Consider the following 16,150-nt stretch of genomic DNA (forward strand, 5'->3'; position numbering starts at 1 on the left):
ATTAAGGGTAGGGAACTTCTATTGAAATGGAAGTGCCTTCACCTGGCGTCGAATTTAATATTAATTTTCCATTGATCATCTCAATTCTTTTATAAATAGAATTTAGTCCCATTCCCGATTTTTTTGATTTAATTTCTTCAGGGTTAAAACCAACCCCGTTTTCCGCAACCCTTAAATGTAAAGTATGGTCTGCCAGGTACGAATCGATCTGAATATAGGTTGCCTGGGCATGCTTTATGATGTTATTGATGATTTCCTGCAATAAACGAAGAATGATTAAATCTTTGTTCGGCGATGTAATTTGCAGATCGATTAATTGGTTGTGGATCTTTAGTTCATAAGAACCAGCTTTATTCAACCAGTTAATTTCCTGATCAATTGCGTGGCCAATGCCATTTTCTACCAGTTGCTCGCCATGTAATAGTTTTGCCAACTCCCTTAATTCTTTAATTGATTTGTTAACAAGGGCTAACGAATTGTCGATTTTCTTCCTGGCCTTTTCTCCATCGTTTAAATTTACAGAGTTTAAGGTGAGTGTAGTAAGACTGAGCAGTTGGCCAACATTATCATGTAATTCTGTGGCTATACTTTGCATCGTTTGATCCTGAACTTCAACCCGGGTTTGAAGCATTTCGGAGTCAAATTTTTGCTGCATATTCTGCTTTTCCAGAAAATGGTTCTTTTTATGCCTGGTATAAGATCTGATATATAAAATCAAAAACACAGGCATAAGAAGAAATACTAAAGTTGCAATGGCAACTAAGATTGCAATTTTTGTTGTTTCATTCTGCATATAAAGGAATATAACCAAAAGCTATATAATATAAGGTTTAACAGGATATAAATAAGGAATTTTAAAGCAAAGCCCATAAATTTAACCGTAAATAACCCATCAAAAATATTCGCCGTGGTACTTCCAAAGTAATAAAACAAAACGCCTGTTACCCACCAAAATTCAGGATGAGTTTTAATTTCGATAAAGTTTTCATCTTTCAATAGCAAATAATAATAATAGAGGCAATAAAACGTGAAAATGACAGACATCACGCTAATGGTAATCGTATTTAAATCGGTAAAAGGTTTGGTGGTTAAAAAGAAAATATAGGTTAGGGCTATAATGCCTAAACCTATAATAAATATAGATTTAGGTTTGGTATATTTTTTTATGCAGTAGTACAGGCCATATAATATTGCACTGATTTCAAAAGCAATATAAATATTAAATAGCCATAAATTATGTATACCTCTCATAGCAAGATAGGCAGCGGCTTCCTCAGTAACTAATGCAATGCCTAAATAACACGTAATTACTTTCCCAAAAGCATGTTTATCTTTCCATATGATTGCAATAGCAGCTATAAAACAGATAACTTCTGCTATAAATATCGGAGTTAAATACCTCATTCTTTATAATTGTGTGCCTTCACAATATTCCGGACAGCTCTGACCTCTGTTTCCTATGTCGTCAAGATCGTCCTCATGTTCTTCATCATTGCTTTCGCATGCAGTAGTAGGTACCAATAATAAAGTATTTTTACCTACAGATCCTTTTTTTACCCCTTCAGGTAAAACATCGGTATATTGTGCAAAATAGAGCCTTAACCCATCATATTTTCCTTCGCTCATTAATTTTGCAATTTCCAGTATCTGCTCTGCCGGAAACCATACGGCTTTGGTGAAGGACTGTGGGAATTTTCTTGCTTCTACAGCATAGGCATCAACCATGGCCTGCGCAACCTTCTTATCGATTGGTTCCGAATTTAATTTTTGACTCATAAATTTATTTGTTTGATTTTCTCTAAAAATCGATAATAATAAGGGTATCGGCAAGAGGTATTTGCAATAAAAATACCGTAAAAATACCCTTTCATTTAGGGCGTTTTGCGCTAACGGCGAATTGCGGCGTACCACTACTTTTGGTATACAATAACAGCTGAATAATTTGCGATTGTAAACGATGAATGCGGTGGGCCCTATTAAAACAAATATTTTGAACTTATTTTAAAATAAGTCTATTTTTTTTATAAAGCTTGATTATAGAAACATTAACCATTTAATTCTTTCAAAAATGATAAACAATATCCTGCTACGGGAAAATCACAGTTCGATCAGTGAAAGGGAAGTTGAAATTGTACACCTGTTATCGATGGGTTACAACAGTAAAGAAATTGGCGAAATGCTTTTTATCAGCGAGCATACCGTTAATACGCATCGAAGAAATATGGTAAGAAAGCTTGATCTTAAAAATTCTTATCAATTAATTGTTTGGGCCTTTAAAGAAAGAATATTATCCTTATAAGGGTTAAGATACGCATAACCTCTCATTCTAAACAGCAAAGCCTGCTATTTGATACTAAAGTCAAATCAGCAGGCTTTTGTTTATACAATGTAAGGGTTTAAGGTCTTGCGGGTTGTGGAGCAGGTAGCTCTTTTCTTGGAATCTGTGCCTCGCGCTGCGAAGTATTGTAAACAAAAGAAGCAATAATGGTTGCTGCCTGTTTTAAATCATCCTCAACAAGCCTATCATAAGTATCCATATTGCTATGGTGGGTACGGGTATTGTAATCGGCAGGATCCTGAATGAACTGGAAACCTGGGATGCCTACGGCATCAAAGGCCTGATGATCGGTGCCACCTGTGTTATTAATGGTGACGGTGGTAGCGCCAAGATCGTTAAAAGGTGTTAACCAACTTTGAAAAATCAGACCAGCCGCTGCATTGCCCTGTAAATAAACGCCGCGGATTTTCCCCGTTCCATTGTCAAGGTTGTAATAAGCTGATATTTTTTTCTGATCTGGCATTAATACCATAGTTTTCGGATCACCAAAATGTTTTGCCACATAACCTCTTGATCCAAATAAACCTTGCTCTTCTGAGCTCCAAAGTGCAATACGGACAGTGCGCTTTGGTTTAAAATCTATCGCTTTTAAAATACGCATGGCTTCCATCATTACGGTAGAACCTGCTGCATTATCTGTAGCGCCCGTTGCCGCATGCCACGAATCGAAGTGCCCGCCAATCATTACCACTTCATCTTTTAGTTTTTTATCGGTTCCAGGTATTTCGGCAATTACGTTATATCCTTGAGGATCTTGGTCGTAAAATGAGGTTTTGATATCAGCTTCAACTTCTACAGGCTTGCCAGCTCGTAAAAGACGCAATATATGCAAGAAATCTTCTGCGGCAACTTCAAGTTCTGGCGATACCGGTTTTGCATCCAAAGCATAAGAAGCACCGTTACTGGTAAAAAACGTCCCCTGTCCGCCACGGGCATAAGTTAAAATTAAACCTACTTTTTCTTCTACCAGCATGGCACTCATTGCCGCACGGATTTCACGCATTTTCATCATCTGCGCCATTCTATCGGCCATTGGTCCACTGGTTGGACGCTGCCTTTGGCCTGCAGCCTGTGGTTTTGCTGCGGCCATCTGTGCCAGGGTAGTATCGGCATAGCGCAAAAAATCGGGCTTAATGCCACTTGTTAATGGGGCACCCTGATCCATCATAACGATTTTTCCGGCCAATTTGCCTTTGTATTTCGCTAAATCGGTAACGCTATCGACCTTGATTAAAATGACCTCCGATTTGATCGGGCCATTTGTTCCAGGTGTCCATGCTTTAGGAGAGGCAATAATGGCATGGTAATAAGGAAGTGTGGTGGCGGCATAGTATTTGTCTATCTGCCAGCCTTTACCGAAAGTTCCCCAGGCTTCAAGGTGTACATTTTTTAATCCCCAATCGGTTAGTTGCTTTACAGCCCAATCTTGTGCCTTTTTTAATCCCGGAGAGTTTGATAAACGGGGACCGCTTACATCAGTTAAATTAAAAGCAATATCCATTGCTTTCGAATTTTCCAGGCCTTCCTTTCTTATTTTTTGTACTACAGCTGCATCAGGGGTGTCTTGTGCAAAAGCTGAAAAGCACAGGCCAAAGGCCAATGCTATGATTGTAAATTTTTTGATCATTTTATGAATAATTTGGTGGTTGATTTTAGTCTAAAATACACTTTAAACCACTTCAAATTATTTTCCAATGAGATTTTTACATGATCACAGCCCTAAAACCTAAATTTACAGATTGAAACTATTTTATGCTCTTTTTAGTTACAATAAAATAGCCAATAATGAAAAGAACCAAAGTATAAATCAAACTGGTCCATATTTCCTGCGTAAAAACCGGGAAATCAAGCGGATTGCCTTCTTTTTTTACCCTGGTCATTTTTAAAGACAAAGCAGGTAATGAATAAGGGATCAGGTATGCATATTTCCAACCTACATTTGCGGTAATGATGCCCATAATGGTGCCAACAAAACCAATGCCCATTGGCTTAAGAAAATCGGCCCATAGCAAGCTTAATATAAACTGTAGCGATAAAATGCCTAAAGAGGATAAGAATAATTTGGCGTAAGAGTTAACCAGGATATTTAGCGGGTTGTATTGATTAAAATTAAGCTTAGGCACCAATACCTGTAATAAGTGGCCAAAGGCGTAGGTAAGTGTAGCAAATAAGAATAAGCAGATAAATATTAACAACACAGCATATAGGTATTTTGCCGCATAAATCGAAAATTTATTTAAGGGTTGAGCAAATAACATTTTCCATGTATCGTTTTTATGTTCGATATTATTGACTGAAAAGGCCATGAATATAACATAGAAGGGCATTATCAAAAATCCCATTACACCGAGCGCTGCACCACTGTAATGTGCCCATAATACCATTGGAGGATAATGCCTGGCAATGATTTTCTCAGCGTCGGAATAAAAACCAAAGCTGATTAACCCGCAAATAATAATTGGTAATAATATAGCTGCCCAGAAAGCTAAGGTTTTTCTGGATTTGTAAAATTCTGATACTAAAGAAATATAAAGAGCGTGCATGTTAGTTTGTTTTGGTAATATCAAGGAATAAATTTTCGAGGTCTTTTCGTTGCTGATAAAGACTGCTCACCGTGAAACCATTTTGGATAAGTAATGTATTTAGTTCTCCACTTTTTTGTGAGGAAGTAAAGGGTATAGTAATTATCCTATCGGTTTTTGCCATAATTTCATAACCCGATTTGGTTAAAAGCGAACTTGCGTTTTCGATATTGTCTACTTCGATTTCGAGCATAGGTTTGCTCAGTAAATGAAGTTCGTTAATGGTGCCCTGAAATAATAATTGACCTTTGTTTATAATGCCAACATGGGTTGCTGTTCTTTCTATTTCTGCCAATAAGTGGCTTGAAACCAATATTGTTTTTTGGTGTTTTGTGGCTAAATCGATCATAAGGTTCCTTACCTCAATGATGCCATTTGGATCTAAACCATTTGTAGGCTCATCCAGCAGGAGTAATTCAGGATCTGAAATTAGTGCCTGCGCAATGCCCAGCCGTTGTTTCATGCCTAATGAATATTTATTGGCTTTTTTATTTGCTGCTTCTGTCAAACCTACCAGCGAGAGCATTTCATCAGCTTTTGATTTTTTTATGCCCAGTAAAATGCAGCGGTTAACGAGGTTTTCTTTTCCTGTTAAATGGCCATAAATGGCTGGCTGTTCTACCAGGGCACCTATGCGCTTAAGGGTAGCAATGCGATTACTGTTTATTTCTTTGCCAAATATAAAAACCTGATCAGAAGGGGATTTGAGCAGGTTAAGCAAGATTTTTATGGTGGTTGTTTTTCCAGCCCCATTTGGGCCTAAGAAACCATAAATGCTGCCTTTTGGTACTTGTAAGGAAAGATCTTTTACAATAACCTGGTTGCCGAAGTTAAAGTTTAAACCTACAGTTTCGATAGCGTAATTACCCATTGTTTCTATTTGAAAATAGCAGTTACTTGTTTCACAACAGAACCAGATGTTTTTGTAGGTTTTACAACTATTTCTGCATCATTCTGACTGGTGCTAACCGTAAGTGTTAAAATAATCATCATAAATACTGGTAATAATAAAAGTAAAAATGGCGATGTGTTTGCTAACTTTTTCATGATTGATAGTTTTATTTGAGCGGTTGCGAAAATACCATCAGTAACTACTGTTTGATTTTTTAAGTTGATTGCTGATGATGTTTTCATTTTGTTTTCGTTTTGATGATTCAAAGAAACTCAAGAAAAACAACCTGCTAAAATCTATTATACCAAGTGTTCAAGATTCTAGATCAACAGACATTTTTGGCGTTTGTCGATAAAATTTGCCTATTGGGCCGTTGGTAGAAAAAAAATGCCCGTTGGTAGATTGTGTAAGTAAATCGATAAAACTTTATTTATTTTGGATGCATGAAAGAAGCAGTACTAAAATATGCTGGTTAACTGCTTTTTATTGTTAAACAACTTGTAAATGAAAGAAAGTAAGGGAGCTTTAATATTGCACAGCATTTTCTGGGCAATAATATTGGTAGCTGCTGTTGTTATTGTAATAACAGCTGATTCGCAAATAACATTAAAACGAGAATTAATTTCATTTGGGCTATTTGGAATCCTGAATGTTTCCCTTTTCTACATAAACTATATTTTTTTAATCCCTGAACTTATTAAGAGAAGAAAAAAGTATTGGCTTTATGTTCTCGCTTTTTTTCTGATGATTGCAGTTGCTGCCTTAATTAAGACAATTATTGCGGTGTTAAATCCTGCAGATATGATGATGGTAAAAGGGGGGAAAGCAGAATATAATGTGAATGAATATTTTGCAGGTAGAGCTTTTATTGGCGGTTTTTTCATGATCAGCAGCTGCATTATCAAATTCACCACCGATTGGTTCGGAAGCGAAAGGATTCAGCGGAATTTAGAAAGTGAACGCCGCGAAATGGAGCTCCAGTTTTTAAAATCGCAGTTAAACCCACATTTCCTTTTTAATTCGCTAAACAATATCTATTCACTGGCCTATCAGAAATCAGATAAAACAGCCGATGCCATTATGAAGCTTTCAGAGATTATGCGTTACATGATTTATGAGAGCAATACACCAACAGTAGCGCTAAGCAAAGAAGTAGACTATTTAACCAGTTATATCGAATTGCAAAAAATAAGGTTTAAGGATGGCGCCTATATAGAGCTTACCTTAAATGGTGAAATCGACAATCAAAAAATCGTTCCTTTAATGTTGATTTCATTTGTAGAAAATGCATTTAAACATGGTGTAGTAACCGATCCGGCCGAACCGGTAAAAATTAATATCATTGCCAACCAAAAGATTTTGCATTTTAGTGTAGTAAATAAAAAGAACCAACAGAATAAAGATGCGCAGGGAGGGGTTGGTTTAACTAATGTAGAACGACGGTTACAATTGGTTTATCCTGATAGATATAAATTAAATGTTGTAAATTCGGCTACCCATTATACCTGCGAACTGATGATTGATATATAATCCGATAACTAACCATAACCCGGATAAAATCATTAATTAAAATAATAACCTAAAATGAACTTAAACTGTATTGTTGTTGATGATGAGCCTTTAGCGCTTGATATTTTACAGGATTATATTTCGAAAGTACCTTTCTTAACCATGGTTAAAAGGTGTGAAAACCCTATTGAAGCCTTGCAGATTGTTCAGGGCGGAGGGATTGATCTTGTGTTTTTAGATATTCAAATGCCTGAACTGACCGGAATCCAGTTTTTAAAAATTGCCGGCAATAAATGCCACTATATATTAACTACCGCTTACCCACAGTACGCTTTAGAAAGTTACGACCTAAATGTTTCGGATTACCTCTTAAAGCCAATTGCATTCGACCGTTTTTACAAAGCAGTAGAAAAAGTACACAATCAGGTCAAACCAATTGAAGCTCCTGCGAGTGTAGCACAGCCCATCGTTACACCTGCACCGTTTTCTGGTTCAGCAAATCCTGTTCAGGATTATATTTTCGTTAAAACAGAGCATAAGATTCAAAAAATCTATCTGCACAATATTTTATTTATCGAAGGTTTGAAAGACTATATCTCGATATTTACGAAAGATGAGCGTGTAATTACGCTACAGAGTATGAAGAAGATGGAGGAAGCTTTACCTCAAGGTCAGTTTATCAGGGTACACAAATCTTATATTGTGGCTGTTGATAAAATTGAAAGTATCGAGCGTAGCCGCATTACCATCAATCAGAAGATTATCCCTGTTGGCGATACTTACCGCGATGAATTTTTCAGGGTAATCGGAAATAAGAATATTTAGTGCGGTTGGCGTTAGGCGCTTAACCAGTTCAAATAATTAACCTTTAATGCCACGGAAGCACAGAAACCACGGAATGATCCTGCCGCGATTGTCGTCCTGAACGGAGTCGAAGGATCTTTAAAGAGATTAATGAAAATTATAAAGTGGCAACCTGCGCCATTGGTTGACCTAAAACTTTCCTGATTTCGTTTTCTACTTCCAATGTAATATCATTTGGCGTTTTTACGCCCGGTTCTATCGGTTTTAAAACTGTCCATTTTAGCGCATTGCCCGTGGTTAATGGAAACATGCCAAAGCGAACAATTTTCCACGAGTTTTCTATTGCCACGGGCACTACCAAAGCATTGGGTACTACTTTTAATATGGTGGCAATACCTCCAAATTGGAATGTTTTCAGCTGACCATCTTTCGCTCGGGTCCCCTCTGGGAAAATAACAGTGCTCCAGTTGTTTTCTTTCATTCTACGGCCAAGCTTGATGATTTCGGAAATCGCCTGTTTGTTATCTTTTCGGTTAATATTTGCCCCGCCGCCTAAACGCAGGTTAATAGATATGGATGGAATACCTTTGGTAAGCTCAATTTTAGAGATAAATTTTGCACTGTGTTTCCTTAAGAACCAAATTAACGAAGGGATATCGTACATGCTCTGGTGATTTGCGGCAAAAATAATTGGTCTATCTGTTGGTAAATCGTATTCATTCTTAAAGCTGATTGAATTGAATAGAAAGATCTGGCAGTAGGTTAGGAAAAAGTTAAGGATATCTACCGAAAATTTATGCGCTTTATAGCCAAAAAGCTTATAACAAATCCATTGTATAGGATGGAAGATACAAAGTGTTAATCCAAAGAAAATATAAAAAATAGGGCTTAAAATATATCCGAAAAGCTTGCTCATCTGGTTGATTTAATAGGTGGCAAAGATAATAATAAATTATTCTGGTTCTTTGAAGATGTATTTTTCTTCGTATCCAATCTCAAACGTTTTTAAGAAACTGGTGTACTCCTGTAAAAAAGTTTTCCTTTTTATGGTGCTGCTCCTGGTTTTGGATGTATTGAATAACATGTTGAACATGGCTTTTTGAATAAGAGAATGCACCATAACCTTCTTGCCAGGCAAATTTAACTTTACAAAATCTCTGATCATTAATCCATTTTGAACTTTCTGTTTTTACATTCTGGATCAGGCTGGAAATGGATTGGTGGGGCCGCATACCGATAAAGATGTGAATATGATCTGGCATACAATTGATCTGGATCATTTTATGGTTATTTGCCTGAAATATCCCTGTGATATATTTCAAAAGCCTTTCTTTCCAATCTTTATGAATTAATGAGGCGCGAAATTTAACGGCAAAAACAAATTGAATATGCAATTGGGTATAGGTATTCGGCATGGTATTTTAAATTTAAATCATAATCAAACGTTCCTACGGAACGAAAATTGCTGTGTACAATTTCTACCGAGGAAATGCCCATACTGGACATTAATAATTTTTAGGATGATTTAATATTTAGGGGTTGCATTAGCAATTTAAAACAAATATCTTATTAATAAGGGTCGATGCATTGTTTTGCAATCTTAAATTAGGTATAATTTTTTGAATTATAAAAGATGTAGCATCTTTTATTGGTCACGAAACGTTCCTACGGAACGAAAATTGCAATTTGTATTATCTACCTAGGATTTGTTCCTACGGAACAGCTTATAGATTTAGTAACAAAATAATAAGCGCTTGGAGTAAATAAAGGTGTGCCCATTTTTTTTAAAAAATCTTATAATTCATCAGATTGCCCCTAACGTCCCATCGGGACATATGGCGGGTAGAAAAAAATATGCAATATTTTTATGTTCCGTTAGGAACATTTGGTGGTTGTCCGAGCTACAATTCGCCATTCATTATCATCAGCTTGGCTTTTAAGATTGCGGCAAAGCTTATCCAGTCGGTAATCTCTCCATTCAAACTATTTGATAAGCCTCATCAAATGGCAATTTTTTTACCATGAGTTGTTCCTTAGGGTAAATAAAGGTGTGCCCATTTTTTTTAAAAAAATCTTATAATTCATTAGATTGCCCCTAACGTCCCATCGGGACATATGCCGGGTAGAAAAAAATATGCAATATTTTTATGTTCCGTTAGGAACATTTGGTGGTTGTCCGAGCTACAATTCGCCATTCATTATCATCAGCTTGGCTTTTAAGATTGAGGCAAAGCTTATCCAGTCGGTAATCTCTCCATTCAAACTATTTGATAAGCATCATCAAATGGCAATTTTTTTACCATGAGTTGTTCCTTAGGGTAAATAAAGGTGTGCCCATTTTTTTTAAAAAAAATCTTATAATTCACCAGATTGCCCCTAATGTCCCATCGGGACATATGCCAGGTAGAAAAAAATATGCAATATTTTTTATGTTCCGTTAGGAACATTTGGTGGTTGTCCGAGCTACAATTCGCCATTCATTATCATCAGCTTGGCTTTTAAGATTGAGGCAAAGCTTATCCAGTCGGTAATCTCTCCATTCAAAACTATTTGATAAGCCTCGTCAAATGGCAATTTTTTAACCATGAGTTGTTCCTTAGGGTAAATAAATGTGTGCCCATTTTTTTTAAAAAAATCTTATAATTTACCAGATTGCCCCTAATGTCCCATCGGGACATATGCCGGGTAGAAAAAAATATGCAATATTTTTATGTTCCGTTAGGAACATTTGGTGGTTTTCCGAGCTACAATTCGCCATTCATTATCATCAGCTTTGCTTTTAAAATTGCGGCAACGCTTATCGAGTCGGTAATCTCTCCATTCAAAACCATTTGATAGGCTTCATCAAAGGGCAATTTTTTTACCACGAGTTGTTCTGTTTCTTCTGGCATCGCGATACCCTGAATTAAACCAGTGGCCACATAGATTATGCTCAGTTCATCGCTCACCGAGTTAGACAAATGCATTCTTTGGATCTCTTTCCATCTTCTGGCGCTCATTCCCGTTTCTTCCAATAATTCCCTTCTGGCGCTTTCTAGCGATGCTTCGTGAAATGGACCACCACCTTCGGGAATTTCCCAGCTGTAAGCATTAAGGGCGTACCGATATTGACCAACCAGCCAGGTATTGTAATTTTCATCTAACGGGAGGATTCCGATCGCCAGGTTTTTGAAGTGAACGGTACCATAAATTCCTTTTCCGCCAGAGGGGTTAATTACCTGATGTTCGGTTAAGCGGATCCAGTTGTTATCGTACTTTACCTCGCTCTCTAGTGTTTTCCAAGGGTTGATCTCTTCCATGCTGCAAGATAACAACTTGTTATAGTTTTATAAGGAAGAAATTGTATTGAAGAAATTTAGTGCAAAAAAAAGTGCTTAGATTTTTCTAAGCACCCTTGGTTAAAATTAGAATGATCCTTCATCAGGGCGGTTGTCCTGCTCTTCTTTCTTCTTTTTATTCGTACCGGTAAATGTAGTTTTCCCAAAGCGGTAAGAGAAGGTTAAATTTCCCATTGTTCCCTGAAACTGGCGTTCAAAATCAACAATTGTGGCTCTATCTTCAGTGGTCATGCTCCATCTTCTGGTGTTAAATACATCTCTAACATTGAAACTTAAAGATGCTTTTTTGTTAGGGAAATCGTATTTGGCTCCACCGTCAACCCCATACATCGCATTACGTTTTCCCTGTGCCATCACTTCTGGCGCCCTATAATCACCACGCACCTGTAACGATAAATTTTTAACTACTGTTAAATTTCCGGTAATGTTGGCGTTCCAGCTAAAGCCACTGCTTGATGGAATGTCAAATCGTGCATCACCGGCAAACTTAGCCTGGTATAAGTTTACGTTAGTGGTAAAATTTAAAGCCTTAATCAGATCAAAACGGCCAATTAATTCTAAACCACTATTGATTTGATTCGTTAAATTTTGAGGGGTTGAAGTAATAATTCCGTTAACAGGGGTACTTCTTACCCGTTGAATTACATCATTGGTTTGGCGGAAATACAAGCTTGAAGTTAAAGTTACTTTTTTCCAGTATTTGCTATAACCCAATTCGAAAGAGTGTACATCCTCTGGCAATAAATTCGGGTTACCACCTCTATAGTTTAAAGGATCCGAAACATCCAAAAACGGATTGGTATCCCAAGGGCGAGGGCGGTTTACGCGGCGAGTATAGCTCAATTGAAGTTGATTATCGCCTTTTAATTTTTGCGTTAAGAAAACACTTGGATATATCCTTTTGTAGTGGATATTTCCTTCGGCCGTGGTTAATACATTGCCCGTGTAACCTTCTAAATGTGTATCTAAACGTGCATCTTCTCCTCTTAATCCAATTTGGTAACCAAAATCTTTAATCTGGTTCTGATAATTGAAATAAAGTGCGTGCACCTGATCCTTACTGTCGAAACCGTTAATTAATTTATTATTACTGACATAAATATTCGTATTTGTAGGGATCGAATCTGCATATTGATCATTTTCCCCTAAGCGGATCTGGCTGCGGTATCCAACTTCAATTTTACCAGCTTTACCTACAGGTAATGCATAATCAGTCTGGATATTGTAATTGGTGTTATTGCCCGTATTAAAAACGCGCTGCAAACTTAAGGTTTCATCAATGGGTACACCATTGCGGTTAGTGGTATTTGTGCTATAATACTGATCGCTATTATTCGTGCCGTAAGAATAACCAAAATTAAAGGTTAGTTCTTCCTTCGGTTTCTTAAACTTTTGTACATAATCTAAATTTGCATCATAACTTGTTCCAAAACCGTCGGTGCTATTCGTTCTGTTGCTTAGTAGAACTGGCGAATGGTTTTTATCTAATTGTCTGATGTCGAGCTGCTCGTTACGTTCATTATCTCTTGAGTTAAAACCTCCTGATAAGCTGATTACACTTTTAGGAGCTACATAATAATCAATACCCGCTTTGGCATTATGTCCTTTATCCAATGATCTGGAGGCTGTATTTTGACTGGCAAATCTTGTTCTCAATGAATCTGATTTGTAGGTAATATCCTGAAAGCCACCTCCAACACGATTGCCGTAACGATAGCCATAGTTTCCATAAATATTGACCTTACTGTTCTGAAAACTTAAATTAGTGTTGGCATTATAGTTATCGCGGTTACCTGCAGTTAATGCAACTGAGCCGTTAAAGCCAAGTTTCGTATTTTTCTTTAATACGATGTTGATGATCCCTGATTGACCTTCTGCATCATATTTAGCCGATGGGTTAGTAATTACCTCAACGCTTTCGATAGAACTGGCTGGGATTGATTGAAGGATTTGTGCTACATTACCGCCAGCAATTAAAGATGGTTTTCCATCAATTAGCACTTTAACTCCGGTAGAACCGCGTAAACTCACATTGCCATCCATATCGGTAGAGACAGAAGGAACATTCTGCAATAAATCGCCTGCTGAGCCACCTTCGCTGATTACGCTCTGATCTACAGCGAAAATCTTTTTGTCGATCCCCATTTGCATGCCTTGTTTTTGGCCTGTTACAGTAATTTCGCTCAGCATATTGCCTTTTGAAGGATTCATTTTAATCTCGCCAAAATTTAATGTACCCGTAGCAGCAGTAATTACCACGTTATCTCTAACCATGGTTTGGTAGCCCACAAAGCTTATTTTAAAGGTGAAAGTTCCGGTTGGAATATCTGCCATCACAAATGCACCATTTACATCTGTTTGGGCAATTTTTGCATTTTTGCTTGTTGCTTTATCAATTAAAACAGCGGTTGCAAATGGAATGGTTTCTTGTGTTTTTGCATCTTTAAGTACTCCGGTAATTTTTGCTTTTCCACCTGTTTGCGCGAAAAGACTAAAAGATAAGCTTAAAAGTAAAAGGGTAATCTGTATTGTTCTCAATTGTAAAAGTCTCATTAAAAATAAAATTTCGTGTGTTTTGTAAAGGGAGACAAAGTAACGGCAACTAAGTTTAATTAAGGAGCCGTAACTATTTTATTACAGCCATTTTATAGTAATATTTTTGTGGGTCAATCTCCGGTTGGCTGTTATCAATTGGCAGTTTTCAGTCTGGCTAAAACAATAAAGAATATTGCAACTGAACAATCTGCAAAATGTTACTTTTGTGTATGATGAAGAGGATACTAATTGTTGATGATTTGCACCCTGCATTTAAAGAGCAGGCCATTGCTATGGGCTACCAGGTTGATGATGAACCACAGATTACCCGCCAACAAACATTAGATAAAATAAAAGATTATACAGGTATTGCGGTAAGAACGAAATTTAGGATAGACACCGAAATTTTTGCTGCCGCTCCAAACTTAAAGTTTGTGGCAAGAGCGGGTGCGGGCTTAGATAATATTGATGATAAAATCGCTTTCGAAAGAAATATCGAGCTAATTAATGCGCCCGAAGGTAATTGTGATGCCGTTGGCGAACATGCTACGGGTCTGCTTTTATCGTTGATGAACAACTTCCGCAGGGCCGATATTGAGATTAGAAACGGAGTATGGGATAGGGAAGGTAACCGTGGTTACGAATTGAAAGGCAAAAAGGTAGGGATTATTGGTTATGGTTTTATGGGGCAAAGTTTTGCGAAGAAACTGGCGGGTTTCGAGGTAGATGTAATGGCCTATGATAAGTATAAAACTGGCTTTTCTGATGCTTTTGCCCGCGAGGTAAGCATGGAAGAAATTGTGAAACACAGTGATGTACTGAGCTTGCATATTCCCTTAACAACCGAAACCAGGCAAATGATTGACGACGAGTATCTTTATCATTTTAAAAAGCCAATTTTCTTTATCAATACCGCGAGGGGCGAAATTGTAAATACGCCAGCAGTGTTGAACGCAATTAAAAGCGGAAAGATTTTAGGTGCCGGGCTGGATGTGCTGCAAACAGAAAAATTTCCTGCACTGGGCGAACAGATTTGGTACGATGAACTTAAAAATAACGAAAAGGTAATTTTAACGCCACATGTTGGTGGTTGGACATTCGATTCTTACCGTAAAATTTCGGAGGTTTTGGCTGAGAAGTTAAGGGATCTTAATTTTTAGTGAATCATAATCCAAACTTAGTTTAATTTGGAAAGCAGGAGCACTGTCAGTATTCGAGGTTCTGTCCTGCTTTCCATTACTCCCAGACTTAATGTCTGAAATCATTACATCCGATAGCTATCGGATCAGGTTCATACAGAGCGGTTGTGACCTTCAAACCCTAAAATAAACTACTGTTTCTGCCATTTAAGAGGAAAACAAAAATAGCATTGCCATCCAGAGCATGTTGCGGGCATTTTTTTTATTTTCAAAAATTAAAGGTCTTTGACAGGTTCAAACTGACACATTCTGCTTTAACTTAATGACACTGAGCATTGCCTTGTAGTTACTTCTTGATTTGTAAAAAACAAGATCGCCCAGTTGCCCGTTAATTTTGATTATTCCGTTCCGGAGCGCCATAATTTTAGTATATTTGGTTAAACAAAAGAATGATTATTCAATTTAATCGATCTGATTAAAAACCCGAAACCCCACCTTTACGCCACATTTACCCCACGTTTAGGCCACCTTCCGGCCAGGCTTGCCTGCACCCTGCTGTATACCTATTTGCCTACTGCTTCGCACCTGCTTTGGTTGAGATAGAGTCACGTTGAAGATCAGCGATGTCAAAGATTTGCATCGCTTTAGGTTGGCGGGTTAACAATAGCTAAATAAAAGGTGAAGCAAAACATAGCCTGGGGTTATTTTGGACCACAGCTGTGTCGGTATTGGGGTATGGAAAATGATGAGGGAAGGCAAAATACAAAAAGCACGAATATATTAGCCGCTCATGGCTTAAGGTTTCCACCTTCGCGGGATCCGATAGCTATCGGATGACGACCCAGCGTCTCCCTTCATAGTTTCAAAGTAATCAATCTACGGATGCCTGTCTCTGCACCACACTATCTGCATCCTGCTATCCGGCCTAGCAGATTTTCGCAGGAAATCATATAGGTCTAAAAAATAGATAAACTCAATTTTATTTTCTTAAATTGGCTATACAATCTAACCAA

15 protein-coding genes are annotated in these 16,150 nt (G+C 37.4%); 4 read left to right on the forward strand and 11 right to left on the reverse strand.

Annotated features, from left to right (window positions below; all coding sequences use genetic code 11):
- Position 1: 1 nt before the first annotated feature.
- The 3 genes from ACTJKN_RS11935 to ACTJKN_RS11945 are packed head-to-tail and all read right to left on the reverse strand — an operon-like array spanning position 2 to position 1,776.
- Entirely contained in the window at positions 2–793 is a 792-nt protein-coding gene (locus tag ACTJKN_RS11935) for a sensor histidine kinase (RefSeq protein WP_440825220.1), read from the reverse strand.
- Positions 760–1,404 carry a hypothetical protein gene (locus ACTJKN_RS11940; protein WP_440825222.1) on the reverse strand — a complete coding sequence of 215 codons (645 nt, stop codon included), beginning with the start codon at positions 1,402–1,404 and terminating at the stop codon, positions 760–762. Before ACTJKN_RS11940 ends, ACTJKN_RS11935 begins: the two co-directional genes overlap by 34 nt.
- 3 nt (positions 1,405–1,407) lie before the next feature.
- Positions 1,408–1,776, reverse strand: a complete 369-nt coding sequence (locus ACTJKN_RS11945; RefSeq protein WP_440825224.1) for a hypothetical protein — start codon at positions 1,774–1,776, stop codon at positions 1,408–1,410.
- 292 nt (positions 1,777–2,068) lie between these two features.
- Between ACTJKN_RS11945 and ACTJKN_RS11950 the strand changes: the two genes are divergently transcribed.
- A complete protein-coding gene (locus ACTJKN_RS11950) occupies positions 2,069–2,299 on the forward strand; it encodes a response regulator transcription factor (RefSeq protein ID WP_057931491.1) in 231 nt (76 codons plus the stop codon).
- A gap of 97 nt (positions 2,300–2,396) precedes the next feature.
- Here ACTJKN_RS11950 and ACTJKN_RS11955 read toward each other — a convergent pair whose 3' ends face one another.
- The 4 genes from ACTJKN_RS11955 to ACTJKN_RS11970 all read right to left on the reverse strand — a co-directional run bounded on the left by ACTJKN_RS11955 (position 2,397) and on the right by ACTJKN_RS11970 (position 6,054).
- The gene (locus ACTJKN_RS11955; RefSeq protein WP_440825226.1) at positions 2,397–3,965 is read right to left on the reverse strand and encodes a M28 family metallopeptidase; all 1,569 of its coding nucleotides are present in this window, start codon (positions 3,963–3,965) and stop codon (positions 2,397–2,399) included.
- Positions 3,966–4,083: 118 nt separating this feature from the next.
- Positions 4,084–4,881, reverse strand: a complete 798-nt coding sequence (locus ACTJKN_RS11960) for an ABC transporter permease (RefSeq protein ID WP_440825228.1) — start codon at positions 4,879–4,881, stop codon at positions 4,084–4,086.
- 1 nt (position 4,882) lies between these two features.
- The gene (locus ACTJKN_RS11965) at positions 4,883–5,791 is read right to left on the reverse strand and encodes an ABC transporter ATP-binding protein (protein WP_440825230.1); all 909 of its coding nucleotides are present in this window, start codon (positions 5,789–5,791) and stop codon (positions 4,883–4,885) included.
- A gap of 5 nt (positions 5,792–5,796) precedes the next feature.
- Positions 5,797–6,054: a hypothetical protein gene (locus ACTJKN_RS11970; protein ID WP_440825232.1), complete on the reverse strand. Its 258-nt coding sequence runs from the start codon at positions 6,052–6,054 to the stop codon at positions 5,797–5,799.
- A gap of 262 nt (positions 6,055–6,316) precedes the next feature.
- On the opposite strand from ACTJKN_RS11970, the gene ACTJKN_RS11975 reads away from it, so the two are divergent.
- Positions 6,317–7,342 carry a sensor histidine kinase gene (locus ACTJKN_RS11975; protein WP_440825234.1) on the forward strand — a complete coding sequence of 342 codons (1,026 nt, stop codon included), beginning with the start codon at positions 6,317–6,319 and terminating at the stop codon, positions 7,340–7,342.
- A gap of 54 nt (positions 7,343–7,396) precedes the next feature.
- Entirely contained in the window at positions 7,397–8,146 is a 750-nt protein-coding gene (locus ACTJKN_RS11980) for a LytR/AlgR family response regulator transcription factor (protein ID WP_440825236.1), read from the forward strand.
- A 136-nt stretch (positions 8,147–8,282) separates the two neighbouring features.
- Here the strand turns inward: ACTJKN_RS11980 and ACTJKN_RS11985 are convergent, their stop codons facing one another.
- The 4 genes from ACTJKN_RS11985 to ACTJKN_RS12000 all read right to left on the reverse strand — a co-directional run bounded on the left by ACTJKN_RS11985 (position 8,283) and on the right by ACTJKN_RS12000 (position 14,016).
- Entirely contained in the window at positions 8,283–9,041 is a 759-nt protein-coding gene (locus ACTJKN_RS11985; RefSeq protein ID WP_440825238.1) for a lysophospholipid acyltransferase family protein, read from the reverse strand.
- A gap of 79 nt (positions 9,042–9,120) precedes the next feature.
- The gene (tnpA, locus tag ACTJKN_RS11990; RefSeq protein ID WP_440825240.1) at positions 9,121–9,540 is read right to left on the reverse strand and encodes an IS200/IS605 family transposase; all 420 of its coding nucleotides are present in this window, start codon (positions 9,538–9,540) and stop codon (positions 9,121–9,123) included.
- Positions 9,541–10,869: 1,329 nt separating this feature from the next.
- Positions 10,870–11,424, reverse strand: coding sequence for an NUDIX domain-containing protein (locus ACTJKN_RS11995; RefSeq protein ID WP_440825241.1), 555 nt, complete (start codon positions 11,422–11,424; stop codon positions 10,870–10,872).
- A gap of 105 nt (positions 11,425–11,529) precedes the next feature.
- Entirely contained in the window at positions 11,530–14,016 is a 2,487-nt protein-coding gene (locus ACTJKN_RS12000) for a TonB-dependent receptor domain-containing protein (RefSeq protein ID WP_440825243.1), read from the reverse strand.
- Positions 14,017–14,231: 215 nt separating this feature from the next.
- On the opposite strand from ACTJKN_RS12000, the gene ACTJKN_RS12005 reads away from it, so the two are divergent.
- Positions 14,232–15,158, forward strand: coding sequence for an NAD(P)-dependent oxidoreductase (locus ACTJKN_RS12005; RefSeq protein ID WP_440825875.1), 927 nt, complete (start codon positions 14,232–14,234; stop codon positions 15,156–15,158).
- Positions 15,159–16,150 lie beyond the last annotated feature (992 nt).

The organism is Pedobacter sp. 22163 (assembly GCF_052045595.1).
Taxonomy (GTDB): domain Bacteria; phylum Bacteroidota; class Bacteroidia; order Sphingobacteriales; family Sphingobacteriaceae; genus Pedobacter.

Coding starts and splice junctions, on each gene's coding strand:
- ACTJKN_RS11935 (WP_440825220.1), bottom strand. CDS start 793: ATGCAGAATGAAACAACAAAAATTGCAATCTTAGTTGCCATTGCAACT.
- ACTJKN_RS11940 (WP_440825222.1), bottom strand. CDS start 1,404: ATGAGGTATTTAACTCCGATATTTATAGCAGAAGTTATCTGTTTTATA.
- ACTJKN_RS11945 (WP_440825224.1), bottom strand. CDS start 1,776: ATGAGTCAAAAATTAAATTCGGAACCAATCGATAAGAAGGTTGCGCAG.
- ACTJKN_RS11950 (WP_057931491.1), top strand. CDS start 2,069: ATGATAAACAATATCCTGCTACGGGAAAATCACAGTTCGATCAGTGAA.
- ACTJKN_RS11955 (WP_440825226.1), bottom strand. CDS start 3,965: ATGATCAAAAAATTTACAATCATAGCATTGGCCTTTGGCCTGTGCTTT.
- ACTJKN_RS11960 (WP_440825228.1), bottom strand. CDS start 4,881: ATGCACGCTCTTTATATTTCTTTAGTATCAGAATTTTACAAATCCAGA.
- ACTJKN_RS11965 (WP_440825230.1), bottom strand. CDS start 5,791: ATGGGTAATTACGCTATCGAAACTGTAGGTTTAAACTTTAACTTCGGC.
- ACTJKN_RS11970 (WP_440825232.1), bottom strand. CDS start 6,054: ATGAAAACATCATCAGCAATCAACTTAAAAAATCAAACAGTAGTTACT.
- ACTJKN_RS11975 (WP_440825234.1), top strand. CDS start 6,317: ATGAAAGAAAGTAAGGGAGCTTTAATATTGCACAGCATTTTCTGGGCA.
- ACTJKN_RS11980 (WP_440825236.1), top strand. CDS start 7,397: ATGAACTTAAACTGTATTGTTGTTGATGATGAGCCTTTAGCGCTTGAT.
- ACTJKN_RS11985 (WP_440825238.1), bottom strand. CDS start 9,041: ATGAGCAAGCTTTTCGGATATATTTTAAGCCCTATTTTTTATATTTTC.
- tnpA (WP_440825240.1), bottom strand. CDS start 9,540: ATGCCGAATACCTATACCCAATTGCATATTCAATTTGTTTTTGCCGTT.
- ACTJKN_RS11995 (WP_440825241.1), bottom strand. CDS start 11,424: ATGGAAGAGATCAACCCTTGGAAAACACTAGAGAGCGAGGTAAAGTAC.
- ACTJKN_RS12000 (WP_440825243.1), bottom strand. CDS start 14,016: ATGAGACTTTTACAATTGAGAACAATACAGATTACCCTTTTACTTTTA.
- ACTJKN_RS12005 (WP_440825875.1), top strand. CDS start 14,232: ATGAAGAGGATACTAATTGTTGATGATTTGCACCCTGCATTTAAAGAG.